Origin of the sequence: Bdellovibrio svalbardensis (assembly GCF_029531655.1) — a bacterium.
In the GTDB taxonomy this organism is placed as follows: Bacteria; Bdellovibrionota; Bdellovibrionia; order Bdellovibrionales; family Bdellovibrionaceae; genus Bdellovibrio; species Bdellovibrio svalbardensis.
The window spans coordinates 227,144-242,848 of record NZ_JANRMI010000005.1; the positions used below are offsets into that span (position 1 = coordinate 227,144).

A 15,705-nucleotide genomic window follows, 5' to 3' on the forward strand; every position below is an offset into this window, starting at 1 on the left:
ACAACACTCCAAACAACTCATTAATTGCACTGAGGCAAAAGTTGACGGCCTTAAGATCCATATTTATAAAATTTCTGTCATGACAGAACAAAAGAACGCAAATTTTGAAATATATTGTGGAGTGGTGATTGCAGTTTTTGCCGCAATCATGGCGGTGAGTGATCTCTTGGCTGGGAAATATGGTGATGATGAAATCATCGGTACCAATGAAAAAGCCGCGGCCTATATGTGGTATCAAACCAAAAGCATTAAAGAGACACTGGTAGAGGGTGAAAAGTCCCTTCTAGAAAGCTTAAAAGATGCAGGAGCCCTAAAGTCCGGCACAGAGAAAGCCATCGACAGTCACTTGGCTTCTTTGGAAAAGAAAATTCAAAGATACAAAAAAGAAAAGACCGAAATTCTCAAGGGTTCGCAAACAGTCGGTCCGGAAAACTGGGTGCAAGACATCAATGGCCAGCTGGGAAAAATCATCGGCGCTCAAGAGACTGAAGCTCACCTGGCATCACTTTCTATTGCCGGAGACCGCTTCGACATGTCGAGTTTGTTCTTTCAACTGTGCCTCGTCCTTGGAGCCATGAGCTTGATTCTTAAGAGTTCAAAGCTGCAGCTCGTATTCTTTTCGGGGATGTGCGTGCTCGGGCTCTTGGGAGCGGGCATTTCTCTTTGGGCCTATCTAGGCGTTGCTTAAATAAAAAGCCCTTGCTGAATAAATCCGGCAAGGGCTCTCTAGCAATTTCATCTTAAACTCTAAGCACCAGCAAAGCTTAAAGACTTCACAAGAACATCCGGGGCAATCAAAGAATTCCCTTCTTTGTTGTACTCATTGCCAAGCTCATCAATATCGCGAAGCAAATCCAAAACATTTCCTGACATCACAAATTGATCGACGGGCCCCATGCACTTGCCATTCTCATATAGAAAGCCTTCCGCCGGCATAGAGAAATCCCCTGTGGACTCTTTGAAGCCTGAATGCAGGGCACCTGAGAACTCCATTAAATGAACGACTTTGTCGTACTTTGAAAGCAGCTCTGGCAATGTCTTGTCACCTTTCGCAACAATCATATTTGTGGGTCCGATATCCATTGCCGAAGCCGGACTGCGAGCCGCATGCGCTGTATGCGGCAAGTTCATTTTTTTCGCGTACTCCAAATTGGTTAGATAATTTTTCAGAACCCCATTTTCAAAAAGCACCGTTGTCTGTGAAGGCGCCCCCTCTGAATCAAAAGGTCGCACAGAAGTACCGCGCACATTAAGAGCATCATCGATCAGTTGAAATTTTTCACTGGCAATCTTTTGCCCCAGCTTGCCCTTAAGCAAAGACTTGTTCTCATGGACTTCTTTTGCCGACAAATAACCAGAGATCATGGTCAAAATCGTTGTGAACTGCTCACGATCAATCACCACGGCATAGTTCCCCGTCTTCAACTTCTGTGCACCTAAACGCGAGATCGATTTACGAACGCCTTCTTCAGCCACTTCTTTAGCATCAATGTCTTTAAAAGATCGAGCAAAGAATCCCTCACCGTCCATTTTCGAAGACTCACCCTCTTTAGCCAAAGGGTAAGCATATCCTGTATAATAATTTTGCTTAAATTCCTGATCCAGTCCTTCAGAATTTAAAACACGTCTAAAGCTGATACTTTCATTAAACCCGCAATAGGGAACTGACTGAATACGAGCATCCGCATTTAAGCAGCATTCCTCCAGGGATCTCGCCACTTCCATTTTTTTATCCATCGGAATCTCTTCCGGATTAAAAAGATTCAAAGATGGAATCACTTGCGGCTTCACCAATGGCACTTCAACAGCGTCTTCAGACTGAACCGTCTTTGCATTGTTCAAGGCATCGTTATAGGTGCGCAACAAAGCTTCTAAGGAAAGATTTTCTGTATAAGCATACCCTTGATTCGCCCCCAGAATCACACGCAAGCCTGCCATTTGGGATTGCGTCGATTCAAACTTCTCCAGCTTCTTTTGCTGGAAACCCAACTTGAGCGATTCCCCACCAGAAATTAGCATTTCCACTTTTGCGCCATCGCGCTGAGCTTCACTGACAATCTTTTGGAAATTTTCTTTGATTGCATCCATTATTTCGCTCTCCCACCGACCATCAAGCTTGATACCAGGATTTGCGGCTGCCCGACGGCTGCTGGAATACTTCCACTCACGGAGCCACACATTCCCGTTGCAAGTTTTAGGTCTTTAGAAACTTTTGTGATCTTGCCCAGAGTATCAATACCACGACCGATCAAACACGCACCCTTCACAACTTCTTCAACCCGACCATTGCGAATGATATAACCCTCTTGAACTTGGAAATTATAGTCGCCAGTTCCTGGGTTGACCGAGCCACCGCCCATCTTTTTCGCATACAAGCCATAGTCCACATCGCGAATCATGTCTTCAAAGGAATCCTTACCGGCGCCAATGAAGGTGTTTCTCATGCGCGAAGCCGGAGCGTATTTGTATGATTGGCGACGACCACTTCCGGTTTTCTCATATCCGGTTTGTATCGCTCCCATCTCGTCGACGATATAAGATTTCAAAACGCCATTTTCAATCAGGGTCGTGCGTTTTGTCTTATTGCCTTCATCATCCATATTCAAAGATCCCCAACCATTTTCAATGGTGCCATCATCAATGGCATTGACGCATTCATTGGCGATCTTTTGACCCAGTTTACCAGCAAATACAGAGGCCCCCTTGGCAACACTGGTCGTTTCAAGTCCATGACCACAAGCCTCATGGAAGATCACTCCGCCAAATGAATTATCAATCACAACGGGCATCTCGCCCGCTGGAGCATATTGCGCAGTCGTGAGTCTCATCGCGCGATCGACGTTTTCATGAGTGAACTTTTGCAAATCAACGCGATCAAAAAGATCCGAAGTTCCCATGTGCCCTTCATTATCCGCAGAGCTTTCTTTCACGCCCATGTGTTCAACAAAGGTTTCCAGACGAATGCGCGAATAAGCACGCTCATCATAGGCAATCAGTCCGCGAGAGTTGGCAATTTGAACGCGCTGGAACTTTTCATTCAATCCCGCTTCCACTTGCGTGACCGCAGAATTTCGATTGCGTGCATGTTGATCAATGGAGTTCAACCATTGAAACTTTTTGTCGCGATTCATCTCCCAAGGTTTTTCCCCGAAAGTATGAATCGAGTCGAAAGGTACTTGCATCAGCGGCATTGATTTTTTTGCTTCACCCGAGCCCCGGCTTTGTGCCGCATTCAAAGCAGCCTTCACCAAACCTGTCTCGGATAAATCATTTGTCGTGACATAGACGATCTCATGACCAAAGAACAAGCGAATGCCCGCACCATAAAGCTGCCCAACAATGGCTTGATCTGCTTTAGAGTTAAGAACAGTTAGATTTGAAGAGTATGTATCTTCCACGAAGATATCGGCGAAATCTGCCCCCGTAGACAAAGCTGCGTCCAGGGCTTTCGTGAGAATTTGAGGTTGAATAATCATGAGGCCTCCCTATCCGAAAAGGATAGCCCAGCCCTCTGAGCCGCCCAATAAAAATCGGCACAAGTCCTAAGTTTAATCCCAAGGTATCATTTCCTGATCCCTAGACCAGGTCCACAGTATCCCCATTTCCGGCACTCAAAGTAAAAGGGATCACGAAGTTCTTTTTCACTTAAGAGCTGATTGAGCTTTTGCAAGCGGTGCTCTTGGTTCTGCCGAGTTTGACTACGCGACATGCGAAAAAATGAACTCTCCGGCACCACCCGACTGCGAACATCCCAGACCACTTTATGTCGCGCTCCCACCCAGTTGTACATCAGTTCAGGATCATAAAATTGCAACTCAATATGAGGCTCTGTTTCACTGGCCCATGCCGCATCCTCTCCTCGCAGGTAAGCCCAGAAGCTGAGGTCGCTTTTGCGCGCCTGAAAGGAAAGAAGTCTTAAGGGAACCAGAAGATGACGGCGCCAGTATTTCTCTAAAGTTTCCGGAAACAAATTGAGAACTTTCAAAAAACTTACAGCAAATGCCGCACAACCCGCACCCTGCCCCCACTGTGGATCTGCACGCAAACTTCCATATATTTTTTGAAGATATAAACTTTCGTATTCTCGCAAATACTTTTGCACCCGCTGGCACTGCTCCTCATTCAACTTCAACTGGAATCGTCGCACATAGCCCTGGGACTCCAAAACAGAAAGCCACTTTAGCACTTCGTCATTTTTATAAAACCGCCCTTTAACATCGATTAAAAATGTTTCCAACGATCTACCTCGAGCCATCAAATCCCAAGCGTAAGAGGCCGTTGAACGATCCGAAGTCATTCCTCGATAAATTGCGGGAGCTGTTCCGCATTGTAACTTCACATTCACATGGGAAATCGCATGAGGATAAAGATCATACCGATAGTTCTCACCATCTTTCATTCCAATTTGAGCGAAAGAGTTTCGAACCGTGCTGCGCACTAAACTTCCCGGAGTGCTCCAGTCTAAAGGTTTTGGAGCACGGTAAAATATGAATTCTAAATCGTGGGCCACACCAGGAATCGCGTATAGAATGAATCCTAGCAAAAGTAAAAACCTCACGGCACGGTCCTTTCCTCTAAGCCACAGCTTCATCAGATTTCGATTCTGCCTGCGAGTACAATTAATTCTCTGAAAGATTATTCGCGAAATCCTTGGGTGCCGGCCTTGCGCGCACAGTCCAGAAGGGCAATTCCCTTTCCTCCCCTTAGAATATGTGCTCTAGTTTATTTGGCAAAAAACGAGGAGCCTTCAAATGACAAAGAAAAAAAGTTCGTCGCAATCAAAAACTTCCCCAAAAACATATGCGAGATCTTTAAGAACAAAAGCCATCCACGGTGAGGCCTTGTCTAAATCCTGGGAATTTTCGCATCATTTGATTCCACCTATGACCGCATCTACGACATTCCGCTTGGATTCTCTGCAAAGAGGCGCGGAAGGCTTCAGTACCTTTGGAGCTCAAAAAGGAGCTACCGACAAACCTATCTGGATCTATGATCGTCTGGAAGAGCCCACTACCAAAATGTTGGAAGACCAGTTGGCGGTGCTTGAAAAAGGCGAATGCGCTATCACTTTTGGCAGCGGTATGGGAGCTATCGCCTCCACGCTGATGTCACTTCTTAAGAGCAATCAAAAAATTGTTGCCCATAGAACCCTTTACGGATGCACCTACAGCCTGATTACAAACTGGCTGCCTCGGTTTAATATTCAGCACTCTTTGATTGATGTGAACGATCTTGTCGCTTTGGAAAAAGAGCTTCAAGATCCTGCAACCCGCATTGTCTACTTCGAATCGGTTTCCAATCCTATTTTGGAAATTGCTGACCTGGAGAAAATTGCACAACTCGTAAAAAATGCGAATAAAAAACGTACTAAAGACAATAGAATCTACACCGTTGTCGACAACACATTCGCCACACCTTGGGCTCTTCGCCCTATCGAATGGAATATTGATTTCGTGATCCAAAGCTTAACCAAAAACATTTCCGGCTTTGGAACAGAAATGGGAGGCGCGGTGATCGCTCCCAAAGAACACGAGAGCATCCTAAGAGTCGCCCGTAAAGATTTCGGCGCAATCATTCATCCTTACTCTGCTTGGCATATTCTGGTTTATGGAATTTCCACACAAGCAATCCGCTTCGAGCAGCAGCAAGAATCTGCTTTGAAAATCGCTCAATTCCTAGAAAAGCATCCAAAAGTGGAACGAGTGATTTACCCGGGATTGAAAAGCCATCCTCAATTTAAAGAAGCAAAAAAATATTTGAAATCTCCAGAAGGAAAATTTGCTCCGGGCACGATGATTTCATTTCAACTTAAAGGCAATATGAAGAAGTGCGAAAAATTCGTCGATGATATCGCGAAAAATTCATATGCGATCACTCTGGCTGTCAGCTTAGGTTTGACCAAAACTTTGATTGAAGTTCCGGGCTATATGACTCATTCCGCGATCCCGAATGACAAGCGCGAAGAATCCGGCATTGATCCCCGTGCGATCCGTCTAAGCCTGGGACTGGAAAACGTTAAGGACATTATTCAAGATCTGCAAACAGCTCTCGCAAAGGTTTAAAAATTGAAGCACGAGGCCGGAAAACAAGTATGCAAAATAGACTGACATTGTGCACTTTAATCCTATCCCTATTGCTAGCTTGCTCATCCGAAGCGCGAGATGACTCCATCACTGTCGGCTATTTCGATTTGCCTCCGCATGGAACTCTAAAAAATGGGAAGGAAGTGGGGGCCGCACTGGAGTATTTTGACATCATCGCCAAACAAATGGGCGTCAGATTTCACTATATTCAAGAACCGCTTTCACGCCTTCTGGTAGATAAAAAAATTGATTTGATTCTTTATTTAGGTAAAACACCAGCGCGTGAGAAAACTCATGTTTTCTTTCCAAATCCTCTGTTTAAAATGCAAGGCTCAATCACCGTTCGAAATGACAACCCGATTCTTGTTATCAACCATATTGAGGATCTGAAGCATATGAAAATCTCAATATGGCAAGAGGGCTACCTATCACCTCTTTTGACTGCAGATCATCTGACGTTGGAAAAGATGACGGGCGATAACGTTACCGAAAGAAGCCTGCGCAAAGTTCTCTCGGGACGTTCTCAGGGATTTTATAGCCCCGAACTTCTTTCAGTGACCTACGCAATCAAAAAACTTGGGCTGACAGAAAAACTTCGCATTATGAATCTTCCCGAAAAGCCCGTTGAGCTAAGCCCTGCATTCAGCAAAGCCAGCGCAACAAAGTACCAGGTTCGTTTCGAAAAAGAGTTTTTGAAGCTGCAAAGTAGACTTCCTTACAGCAAATTTCTCGAGACCTATCAGGTTCCATAAAAAAAGCCCCGATCTCTCGGGGCTTTTTAGTTCGAACTACTTGCGAACTTTCGCTCTGTACATACGCTTTTTCTTAGCGATTCTTTTCATTCTGTGACGGATACCTTTTTTAGATTTACCTTTTGCAGCCATTTTAATTCCCCTTAGCTTATTCCGCTCCGAAATTGTCAGAGCGGTATTTAATAAAAACTATTTTTTTGTCGGAGTGTTCATCAAAGCCGCGAACGGATTGTTGAACGGATTTGCTGGTTTCGCCGGAGGTCCCGCTTGAGGTCTCGGCGCACCACCACCAGGAGGCATTCTTGGACCACCAGGTCTGTAACCACCCTTTTGTTCCTGCGGAGGACGTCTTTCACCACGTGGTGCCGATGCCTCAGGAGCATCGTCCATTTTCATCGTTAATGAAATTTGATTCTTAACAGGATCTACCTTCAAAACCTTCACTGTTACATGATCACCAGGGTTTACAACCTTACGAGGGTCATCAACGAATTTGTGTGATAATGCAGAGATATGCACAAGACCATCTTGGTGAACACCGATATCCACGAATGCACCAAAATTAGTAACGTTGGTCACGATACCTGGGCAGATCATACCTTCATTCAAGTCTTTCACTTCCATGATGTCATCGCGGAATTGGAAAACCTTAAACGGATCACGTGGATCACGGCCTGGCTTTTCTAACTCTTTCACGATGTCGTCGAAAGTAAATTCACCGACAAGCTTTGCCCATTTAGTTCTTTGTGCAACCAGCTTCTTAGCGCCTTCGCCGATAACTTCAGACAAAGAAACACCAAGATCCTTAGCCATATCAGCAACTGCTTGATAACGCTCAGGATGAATTCCTGTAGAATCCAAAACCTGCTTGCTGGCAGGAATTCTTAAGAAACCCGCCGCTTGTTCGAAAACTTTCGCAGAGAACTTCGGAACTTTCAAAAGTTCCGAACGATCTGTGAACAAAGATTTCTTACGAGCCTCAACGATACCTTTCGCAAGTGCCGGCCCAATACCCGCAACATGAGAAAGCAAAGCTGCAGAAGCAGTATTCACGTCAACGCCCACGTTATTCACGCAAGACTCAACAACCGCTTCCAATGATTTTTTCAATTGAGATTGATTCACGTCATGTTGGTATTGACCCACGCCGATAGACTTAGGATCTACCTTCACAAGCTCCGCCAAAGGATCTTGCAAACGACGCGCGATAGAGATCGCGCCTTTTACCGTCAAATCAAGATCCGGGAACTCTTCACGAGCGATATCAGACGCAGAGTACACAGAGGCACCTGATTCAGAAACCATCACAACCGGAATATTTTTACCAAGATCTTTCAAAACTTTACGCAAGAAAGTCTCAGTCTCACGACCTGCAGTACCGTTTCCGACAGCGATCGCTTCAATTTGGATTTGTTTTAGAACTTCGTTGAACAATACTTTCGCCTTACGGTCAGCATCGTCACCCAATGTATAAAGAACCGTGTGAGAAATGAAAGCACCTGATTTATCAATCAAAGCCACTTTACAACCCGTTCTCAAACCAGGATCCACGCCCAATACGCATTTTGAACCGTATGGTGAACCCAACAACAGTTTACGAACGTTTTCTGCAAACACCGTGATCGCATCCATGTCCGCTTTTTCTTTAAGAACGCGGTGAACTTCATTCACGATAGATGGCAGAACATAAACGTTCAAAGCCAAGCGAGCAGATTGCTTCAAGTACTCACCGATAGCATTATCAGGAGTTGTTGTTGCGAACTTCTCGTAAGACTTCAAATTGTCTTCATCATCAGCTTTAACGTCGATAGCCAATTCTTCTTCAGTCCAACCACGTCTCATCGCCAAATAGCGGTGATTGTTTTTTGAATCAAGAAGGTTCTTAACCGGCTCTTCAAACTCTTTGTACATTTCGAACTTGGAGTTTGGTTTGTAACCTTTAGCAGCTTTAGAAACTACGCGACCTTTTTCGTTGTAGTTCTTAGCCACCATTGCACGAAGCTCAACATCATTGGCAATTTTCTCAACCAAAATATCTTGTGCGCCTTTAAGCGCTTCTTCGTAAGTTACGATTTTGGCAGTTGGGTTTAAGAAGTTTTTCGCCTTCATTTCCATTGTCTGATCGTCTTTGATCAAACCGTGGCCCATCTCCCAAATCCAAGAAGCCAAAGGTTCCAAGCCCGCTTCGCGAGCGATGGTAGCTTTGGTTTTCTTTTTCTTTTTGAAAGGTTTGTAGATTTCTTCCAACTCACCCAAGTCCCAAGAAAGCTCGATACGCTTCTGAACTTCGGCCGTAAGATTGTTCTGCTCCCCGATCTCTCTGATCAAGAAAGCTTTACGCTTTACGATTTCGTTGAAAGTCTCGTGACCCTCGATAACATTGCGAATTTGAACTTCGTCCAAATTGCCTGTTTTCTCTTTACGGTAACGAGCGATGAAAGGGACTGTCGCGCCCTCAGCAGCAAGTTCGATCACTGCTTGTGCAGAACTTGCAGAAACTGTAGGGACAATACGAGCCAAATAACTCTGAAGAGCCTGATCCATAGAACCTCTAGATTTATTGGAATAATTGGAGTTTTAAATCTTTATTTGTGACGGAACATGATCAGACCATGTGTTGGGTCGTAAGGTGATACCCCTACGCTCACACGGTCGCCCACAACCACACGAATATTAAAGCGTCTCATTTTTCCGCAAAGCTTTGCGTTGATGATCGCTTTATTTTCGAGTTCGATCTTATAAAGACCCCCTGCAAGGGCGTCGATCACTTTTCCGTCAATTTGTACTAAATCGTCTTTTGCCATGTAGGTAAATTTCTAGGTCAGTTTAAGGGACCTTGCAATAGAATTCTGCCCTATGACATCTTCCTATTGCTGATCAGCATGCGTTTTCCGTCCTCAAAAAGGACTTCAAGTCGATCATATTCGTTTGAGAGAATGAATCCCCATCCAAAGATCTTGTGATCAATCGCAGTCTTGGCTTCATATTGAGCACCGATGCTATAAGGCTGAGCTTTCATCGATTTATACTTATCATAAAGATCTGACCATTTGGCCTGCTCTTCATTTAAAGCTTTCTCAGCTTTGGTCGCCTTTTTTTCTTTTTTCTCTTTCTTGCCTGAGGTTGCTTTCTTTTCAGAAACTTCCTCAACCACCGCTTCCTCTTCCACTTCTGGCGCAGGTTTCACGGCTTTAGCTTCTTTAGCAGGCTTCACTTCTTTTGGGGCCTTTACAGGAGCTGCTTTCACCACTGGCTTAGCCGCGGGCTTTTCCGCAGCAGCTTTCGCGACTGGTTTAGCAGTCACTTTAGGAGCTGGTTTTGCCGAAGGTTTTGCAGTTTTAGCAACAGGCTTTGCCGCTGCTTTTGGAGCAGGCTTCGCCGCCGCTTTAGGGGCCGCTTTTGGAGCTGCTTTGGCAGCCGGTTTCGCAACAGCTTTCGCAGCAGGCTTTGCTGCTACTTTTTTAGCTTTTGCCGCAGGTGCTTCCTTTTTAGGAGCTTTCTTAGCCATCTCAATTCCTCTCTTCCTAATAAGGTGAGAAATGATCGAAAAGTGTTTATAAACCAGATCTAACCTATTACACAGTGTCTTGACAGCAAAAAAATTATGAGAAAGTGTTAGCGCGAGGCATCACTATGATAACAGCAGAAGTAATTAAAGATCTTCATTCTTCGGATCTCACTTATATATCCGGTTCTCTTCAATCAGTAGCAACGAAAGTTCTTCCTCCCGAACTCGCTGACAAAGACGTTTTGGTTTTTGTATCAAAGGCGGACCAACTTGAAGCTGCGCTCAAGGCACAGGCGCCCATCGTGGTCGCTCATAAATCATTGAGCCTTCCAGCTCATGGTTCACAGAGTCTTCCGAATGACACAGGAACAACTTTCTTCCAAACCGGCAGCGTGCAGTTGGCAATGGCCGCAATCCTTCCTCTGTTCGATGGAAAGATGAATCGCTTCAACCAAGAAGAGAAAATCCACCCCTCTGCTTGCATCCATCCGACCGCTCACCTGGGTAAAAACGTTTATGTAGGACCTTTTGCTGTCATTGGCGAACATGTCCGCATCGGCGACTATGCAACCATTGGGGCACACACCGTGATTGAGTGCTATGCCACCATCGGCGACCACACCCTGATTCACCCACAAGTTTTCGTAGGCGCTTACTGCGAACTTGGAGCTCATTGCGAAATCCACCCCCACACGACCATCGGTGCCGATGGCTTTTCGTTTGCGCCAACTCGCGAAGGTGTACACAAAAAAATCCCACAAATCGGCAAAGTCGTGATCGGTGATTGGGTTGAACTTGGTGCCAACTGCGCCATCGACCGTGCCGCTCTTACAGAGACTCGCATCGGCAACGGCACTAAAATGGATAACTTCTGCCACATTGCTCACAACGTTATTATCGGCGAACACAACGTCATGGCCGCAGGCTTTAAGATTGCTGGCTCCAGCACAGTTGGCAGCCATTGCATGTTCGGCGGCGACACTGTCGTCTCTGATCACGTCACGATCGTTGATAAAGTCATCGTCGGCGGCAAAAGTGGCGTCTCGAACGACATCCTCAAGCCGGGAGCCTATGCGGGCTACCCTGTGGAGCCACTTCGTGACAACATGAAGACCCTTGCAACATTTGGAAACGGCAACTTGCCACGCATGAGAAAAGATATCGCCCGAATCATCAAACATTTGGGCCTTAAAGAAGAGTAGGAGCTCACTATGACATTAGAATTTTACAAAATCCTTCACCTCGCAGGCCTGATCTGTTTGTTCTTCGGATTCGGAGGCCTTTTGGTTGCCTCTTACTCTGGGGTGACTCTCAGACCACCTGCTCGCATCATGAGCTTCGCCACTCACGGCATCGGTCTTTTGTTCCTGCTTGTCGGCGGCTTCGGCATGCTTGCTAAAATGGGCATCATGGCCAATATGCCTGGCTGGGTTGTCGCTAAAATCATCATCTGGATGTTGATGGGCGTTGGGATCTCTCTTGTAAAAAGAAAAGGTCACATCGGTTGGCCTGTTGCAATTCTTTTGCTTGTTCTTGGTACGACAGCTGCAGTTCTTGGGATCAACAAACCGTTCTAGTTCAAGAAACTTGCACTAACGGCAAATAAAAAACCCGCCTTTAAAAGCGGGTTTTTTATTTTAACGGCTCACTTTTAAATGCTGCCTTTGCAGTATCGATACTCTTGCATCAAGGCCCGGGTCTTTTTCGCGCCCTTGATATCGCCGCCTCTTTTTTTATTATAATCATCGTTTCTGAGCGGCCCCCAATAAGTCCCTTTTTCTCCCTTGGACGTTGGCGTCATCAAAGTGTCACGGCTGTCCAACTCACTCGCTAACAGGTCCACCGCACAAGTAATATTCTGATAGGGATTATGCAGATCTGTGGCCTTAGAGCAAACACGGGATTCCAACTGAAACAACCCTACGGCCGTTCCATTAGGAGCATTGGGATTATCATTGGTAGGCCTACAGCTGGATTCAGAAGAGGCCATGGACATCATCGCCCAAACCCAGAAGAGATCTCTTTGCCCTTTGTTCATCTTGGGATAATTGGGACACCACTTTGTAATGTCATCAGGGACGTTTTTACCAAATGATTTGGATTTATCCTTAATGAGTTGCAAAGCCCAAGACCCCCATGAACCCATCTTTCCTTCGGCATTCATAAAGTGATCACAGCCCTCAGCAAATTTTGCCATTGCATCTTTACCAACAGTTTTTGAAAGCTCCTGATCTAAATCCTTTTCATAGATATAACCCTCAGCCTCACGGGCCTTCCATGCGACATCCATAACGGATTCTGCCGCTTTCTTTGCGGGTTTTTCAGCCCCAGCCATAGGCTCAGAAGTTTGAAATTGAAAAAGGGGACAAGATTGAATCAGCTTGCTCAGCAACTTGGATTTAGAAGCTTCCTCTTTCGCCGACTGCTTTGCCGCATTGGCCGCAGCCGCTTGAGCCTTCGCAAAATTAGCCGAGGTCGCCCGAATCTGATTAACAAAGGCATCGTATGCCGTTGTATCGATGGTTGTACTTACCTGAGCTCCCGCCAAACTGGGTCCCAAGAAAGAGCAAATAAGAGCGAGTAAACAACAAAACTTCATATAGAAGCTTATCGGGCACCCCTGTAAATTCTGTAAGGCCTTCCCTCTCAAAACAGGCTCATTCATTGCTTAGGCATGCGAACTGGACCCGACCAATGAACAGCCTAAAATCCTTTGCCAGTCCAGCTCTTATGGAACATACAAAGCCAGCACATGGAACAATCTTACTCATATTCACTGCGACTAACTGGTGACACGGAACATGTATTCAATGATTGTTCACAATTAGATATGGAACACAGACCAAACTATCGTAACTTTATTATCAGCGAACTCGAACGTCGGCAGAAAAAAAATCCTGCCTACTCACTGCGCGCTTTCGCCCGTGATTTGGGAATCCCCTGCTCAAGATTGAGTGAGATCATCAATCGCAAAATGGGACTTTCTCAAGCCCGCGCGGCTAATCTCGCCGAGAAGCTCAGTCTTTCACCTACGGAAAAAGAGTACTTCCTCGATCTCGCCTTGAGTGAGCACGCCCGCAGTCCAGTCGTCAAAGAGATGGCAACAAATCGAATTAAGGCCCGTGAGTCCATCACCACGCAAATGGGTGAAGATGAATTCTCTATCGTGTCTGACTGGTACCATCTGGCTATTATTGAATACTTCCAGCTTCCAAGTTCTGTTCATACGATTGAAGCCGTTGCCAAACATTTTGGCTTAAAAACGGATGAAGTTGAAAAAGCAATCGAGCGGCTCGAAAAGGTTCAAATGCTTCTCAAGAAAGAGGATCGCTGGGAAATTCCCTCTGAAAATCGTGCAGCGACATTCCGTTCAGATTATAAGGCGGTCCATAATTTCTATGACCAACTTGCCAGCAAAGGTCGCAACAAGGTCGGAGCCGCGGGAAAACATCAATGGGATCTGTCCGCCAGCTTTATTCCGATCAAAAAAGAAAATAGCAAAAAAATGCTCGAAAAAATTCGCCAGTTCCGCCGGGAGCTTTTGGCCGAGGCCAGCTCGGATGCAGACCGTGACACAATTTACTGCCTCACTCTGCAATTCTTTAATTTGACTGAGCTGGAGGCGAATAGTTTATCTGAGCTGGCAGAAAATAGCTTACCCCAACTGGAAAAGAACACTTAACCAGAACTGAAATGAAAAAGCCCTCTATCAAGAGGGCTTTTTTTTATTCGTGAGGTAAAGCGCAGGACACTTTGTAAGTGCCGTCTGAAATGCTGACGGAATTGACGTCTTTCGCGGCGAACTCAGAGGAGATCTCTTTCTCTCCCACTTTTAAGTTCTGCAAAACCAGAAAAGCATCCAAAGTCTTAGAGGACTCATCATCCTCAATTAAAAATTGATATTGAATCAACGTCTCGCCATCATTCCATACAACTTGAGTAAAACGACCCAAATGATCTTCAATAGATAGGGTCATCAACTTGATGTCGTTCTCTTGCTGAAGAACTTGCTCCCCTTTAGACAGAGTGCAGGAAGCAGTCGAATAAGAAGTCACCTGCTTTGCATAACCAAAGCTCACACAAGGTAACATCGCCAAAACTAAAATTATTTTCTTCACAACTCCCCCTCTGCTTAAAAAGCCAAGGCTACGCTCAAACCCTGGCTTTAATTTCTTTGCCTGCAATATTTAGAACATTGAGTATTTCAAGAAACGGCACTCGATATTGCCATTGAATACGAAATGCTTACGAGTAGATTTTAATTTTAAGTCTGCAATCAATTCTTTGTTTCCAGAAAGAATCCAAGCATCCCAGCCTTTGAATCTGTGTTTCAATGTGAAGCCCAAATCGCGGTAAACGTCGCGAAGATTGTCTTCATCACCGATACGCGCGCCGTAAGGAGGATTGATCACAATCAAACCCTTCTCAACAGGTGGCTCCACAGTCGCAACAGATTCCTTCTTGAACTCGATCACTTGGTCTACACCCGCGCGCTTGGCATTGTCTTTAGCGCTTTTCAAAACGCGGTTGTCGATATCGTAACCATAGAACATGAACGGAAGTTCTTCTTTTTCAGCGTCCATCGCTTCTTGAACCAGATTGTCCCAAGTTTCTTGTTCGTAGCTGAGCCAGCTCATAAAGCCAAATCTCTTACGGTGAATACCAGGCGCCACGTTCATCGCCATCATTGCCGCTTCAATCAAGAATGTTCCGGAACCGCACATAAAGTCGATGATAGGAGATTGTCCATCCCACTCAGAAAGCTTGATCAAACCTGCTGCCAGGTTTTCCTTCAAAGGAGCTTCGCCGGTTTCTCTGCGGTAACCACGCATGAACAAAGAATCACCTGTTGTGTCCACAGCCACGTTGAATTGATTCTTCACCGCACGAACGTGAATACGCAATGCTGGTTGTTCATTGTCCACGTCAGGACGAACGCCAAATTTATCGCGGAACTGATCCACGATAGCGTCTTTGATCTTCATCGCCACGAAACGTTGATCGCGCATTTTTGAATCGCGAATCGTTACGTCGATAGAGATCGTTTGAGTTGGTTTGATATATTTTGTGAAATCATGACGAAGAATTTGTGTGTACAATTCTTCTGGCTGATAAGCGGTGAAATCCAAAATGGGTTTCAAGATACGGCTTGCCAAGCGGGAGTGAAGATTCGCTTTATAGCAACCTTCCCAGTTGGACTCGAAATAGACTCCACCTTGGGTTTTTTCAAGGATCTTTAGTCCGAGGTCTTTGAGTTCTGTTTCGAGGGGATCTACGAGGCCTTTAGCAGTAGAGGCGAAAAATTCAGGCATGGGGGCTTTCCTTTCTTGTTGAAGAAAGCCCCATCCCAAGCGCAGGGCTT

The 15,705-nt window shown here is 45.5% G+C and carries 15 protein-coding genes; 6 read left to right on the forward strand and 9 right to left on the reverse strand.

Going from position 1 to position 15,705, the window contains the following annotated elements; all coding sequences use genetic code 11:
- The first annotated feature begins 79 nt into the window (after positions 1–79).
- The gene (locus NWE73_RS16720) at positions 80–688 is read left to right on the forward strand and encodes a DUF4337 domain-containing protein (RefSeq protein ID WP_277579506.1); all 609 of its coding nucleotides are present in this window, start codon (positions 80–82) and stop codon (positions 686–688) included.
- A 59-nt stretch (positions 689–747) separates the two neighbouring features.
- On the opposite strand, the gene NWE73_RS16725 is transcribed toward NWE73_RS16720, so the two are convergent.
- The 3 genes from NWE73_RS16725 to NWE73_RS16735 form a co-directional block, all read right to left on the reverse strand.
- Positions 748–2,088: a TldD/PmbA family protein gene (locus tag NWE73_RS16725; protein WP_277579507.1), complete on the reverse strand. Its 1,341-nt coding sequence runs from the start codon at positions 2,086–2,088 to the stop codon at positions 748–750.
- The gene (locus NWE73_RS16730; protein WP_277579508.1) at positions 2,088–3,476 is read right to left on the reverse strand and encodes a TldD/PmbA family protein; all 1,389 of its coding nucleotides are present in this window, start codon (positions 3,474–3,476) and stop codon (positions 2,088–2,090) included. Before NWE73_RS16730 ends, NWE73_RS16725 begins: the two co-directional genes overlap by 1 nt.
- 86 nt (positions 3,477–3,562) lie before the next feature.
- Positions 3,563–4,558 (reverse strand): hypothetical protein, encoded by a 996-nt coding sequence (locus tag NWE73_RS16735; protein WP_277579509.1) that lies wholly within the window; start codon positions 4,556–4,558, stop codon positions 3,563–3,565.
- Between the two features lie 193 nt (positions 4,559–4,751).
- On the opposite strand from NWE73_RS16735, the gene NWE73_RS16740 reads away from it, so the two are divergent.
- Both NWE73_RS16740 and NWE73_RS16745 read left to right on the forward strand, forming a co-directional pair.
- Positions 4,752–6,062: a trans-sulfuration enzyme family protein gene (locus NWE73_RS16740; RefSeq protein ID WP_277579510.1), complete on the forward strand. Its 1,311-nt coding sequence runs from the start codon at positions 4,752–4,754 to the stop codon at positions 6,060–6,062.
- A gap of 29 nt (positions 6,063–6,091) precedes the next feature.
- Positions 6,092–6,835 (forward strand): transporter substrate-binding domain-containing protein, encoded by a 744-nt coding sequence (locus tag NWE73_RS16745; protein ID WP_277579511.1) that lies wholly within the window; start codon positions 6,092–6,094, stop codon positions 6,833–6,835.
- A 189-nt stretch (positions 6,836–7,024) separates the two neighbouring features.
- Here the strand turns inward: NWE73_RS16745 and NWE73_RS16750 are convergent, their stop codons facing one another.
- From NWE73_RS16750 to NWE73_RS16760, 3 genes are read right to left on the reverse strand one after another with little or no spacing between them, the layout of a single operon-like run.
- Positions 7,025–9,379, reverse strand: coding sequence for a helix-hairpin-helix domain-containing protein (locus NWE73_RS16750; protein ID WP_277579512.1), 2,355 nt, complete (start codon positions 9,377–9,379; stop codon positions 7,025–7,027).
- Between the two features lie 41 nt (positions 9,380–9,420).
- Entirely contained in the window at positions 9,421–9,639 is a 219-nt protein-coding gene (gene infA, locus NWE73_RS16755) for a translation initiation factor IF-1 (protein ID WP_088616707.1), read from the reverse strand.
- 50 nt (positions 9,640–9,689) lie between these two features.
- Entirely contained in the window at positions 9,690–10,343 is a 654-nt protein-coding gene (locus NWE73_RS16760; RefSeq protein WP_277579513.1) for a hypothetical protein, read from the reverse strand.
- 125 nt (positions 10,344–10,468) lie between these two features.
- On the opposite strand from NWE73_RS16760, the gene lpxD reads away from it, so the two are divergent.
- The gene (gene lpxD, locus NWE73_RS16765; RefSeq protein ID WP_277579514.1) at positions 10,469–11,545 is read left to right on the forward strand and encodes a UDP-3-O-(3-hydroxymyristoyl)glucosamine N-acyltransferase; all 1,077 of its coding nucleotides are present in this window, start codon (positions 10,469–10,471) and stop codon (positions 11,543–11,545) included.
- A gap of 9 nt (positions 11,546–11,554) precedes the next feature.
- On the forward strand, positions 11,555–11,920 hold the full coding sequence (locus tag NWE73_RS16770; RefSeq protein WP_277579515.1) for a hypothetical protein: 366 nt from the start codon (positions 11,555–11,557) through the stop codon (positions 11,918–11,920).
- Between the two features lie 74 nt (positions 11,921–11,994).
- Here the strand turns inward: NWE73_RS16770 and NWE73_RS16775 are convergent, their stop codons facing one another.
- Positions 11,995–12,942 (reverse strand): hypothetical protein, encoded by a 948-nt coding sequence (locus tag NWE73_RS16775; protein WP_277579516.1) that lies wholly within the window; start codon positions 12,940–12,942, stop codon positions 11,995–11,997.
- A 231-nt stretch (positions 12,943–13,173) separates the two neighbouring features.
- On the opposite strand from NWE73_RS16775, the gene NWE73_RS16780 reads away from it, so the two are divergent.
- On the forward strand, positions 13,174–14,025 hold the full coding sequence (locus tag NWE73_RS16780) for a TIGR02147 family protein (protein WP_277579517.1): 852 nt from the start codon (positions 13,174–13,176) through the stop codon (positions 14,023–14,025).
- Between the two features lie 43 nt (positions 14,026–14,068).
- Here NWE73_RS16780 and NWE73_RS16785 read toward each other — a convergent pair whose 3' ends face one another.
- Positions 14,069–14,461 carry a hypothetical protein gene (locus tag NWE73_RS16785; protein ID WP_277579518.1) on the reverse strand — a complete coding sequence of 131 codons (393 nt, stop codon included), beginning with the start codon at positions 14,459–14,461 and terminating at the stop codon, positions 14,069–14,071.
- 69 nt (positions 14,462–14,530) lie between these two features.
- Positions 14,531–15,655 carry a THUMP domain-containing class I SAM-dependent RNA methyltransferase gene (locus NWE73_RS16790; protein WP_277579519.1) on the reverse strand — a complete coding sequence of 375 codons (1,125 nt, stop codon included), beginning with the start codon at positions 15,653–15,655 and terminating at the stop codon, positions 14,531–14,533.
- Between the last annotated feature and the right edge of the window lie 50 nt (positions 15,656–15,705).

Coding starts and splice junctions, on each gene's coding strand:
- NWE73_RS16745 (WP_277579511.1), top strand. CDS start 6,092: ATGCAAAATAGACTGACATTGTGCACTTTAATCCTATCCCTATTGCTA.
- NWE73_RS16780 (WP_277579517.1), top strand. CDS start 13,174: ATGGAACACAGACCAAACTATCGTAACTTTATTATCAGCGAACTCGAA.
- NWE73_RS16760 (WP_277579513.1), bottom strand. CDS start 10,343: ATGGCTAAGAAAGCTCCTAAAAAGGAAGCACCTGCGGCAAAAGCTAAA.
- NWE73_RS16750 (WP_277579512.1), bottom strand. CDS start 9,379: ATGGATCAGGCTCTTCAGAGTTATTTGGCTCGTATTGTCCCTACAGTT.
- NWE73_RS16775 (WP_277579516.1), bottom strand. CDS start 12,942: ATGAAGTTTTGTTGTTTACTCGCTCTTATTTGCTCTTTCTTGGGACCC.
- infA (WP_088616707.1), bottom strand. CDS start 9,639: ATGGCAAAAGACGATTTAGTACAAATTGACGGAAAAGTGATCGACGCC.
- NWE73_RS16720 (WP_277579506.1), top strand. CDS start 80: ATGACAGAACAAAAGAACGCAAATTTTGAAATATATTGTGGAGTGGTG.
- lpxD (WP_277579514.1), top strand. CDS start 10,469: ATGATAACAGCAGAAGTAATTAAAGATCTTCATTCTTCGGATCTCACT.
- NWE73_RS16770 (WP_277579515.1), top strand. CDS start 11,555: ATGACATTAGAATTTTACAAAATCCTTCACCTCGCAGGCCTGATCTGT.
- NWE73_RS16725 (WP_277579507.1), bottom strand. CDS start 2,088: ATGGATGCAATCAAAGAAAATTTCCAAAAGATTGTCAGTGAAGCTCAG.
- NWE73_RS16740 (WP_277579510.1), top strand. CDS start 4,752: ATGACAAAGAAAAAAAGTTCGTCGCAATCAAAAACTTCCCCAAAAACA.
- NWE73_RS16790 (WP_277579519.1), bottom strand. CDS start 15,655: ATGCCTGAATTTTTCGCCTCTACTGCTAAAGGCCTCGTAGATCCCCTC.
- NWE73_RS16730 (WP_277579508.1), bottom strand. CDS start 3,476: ATGATTATTCAACCTCAAATTCTCACGAAAGCCCTGGACGCAGCTTTG.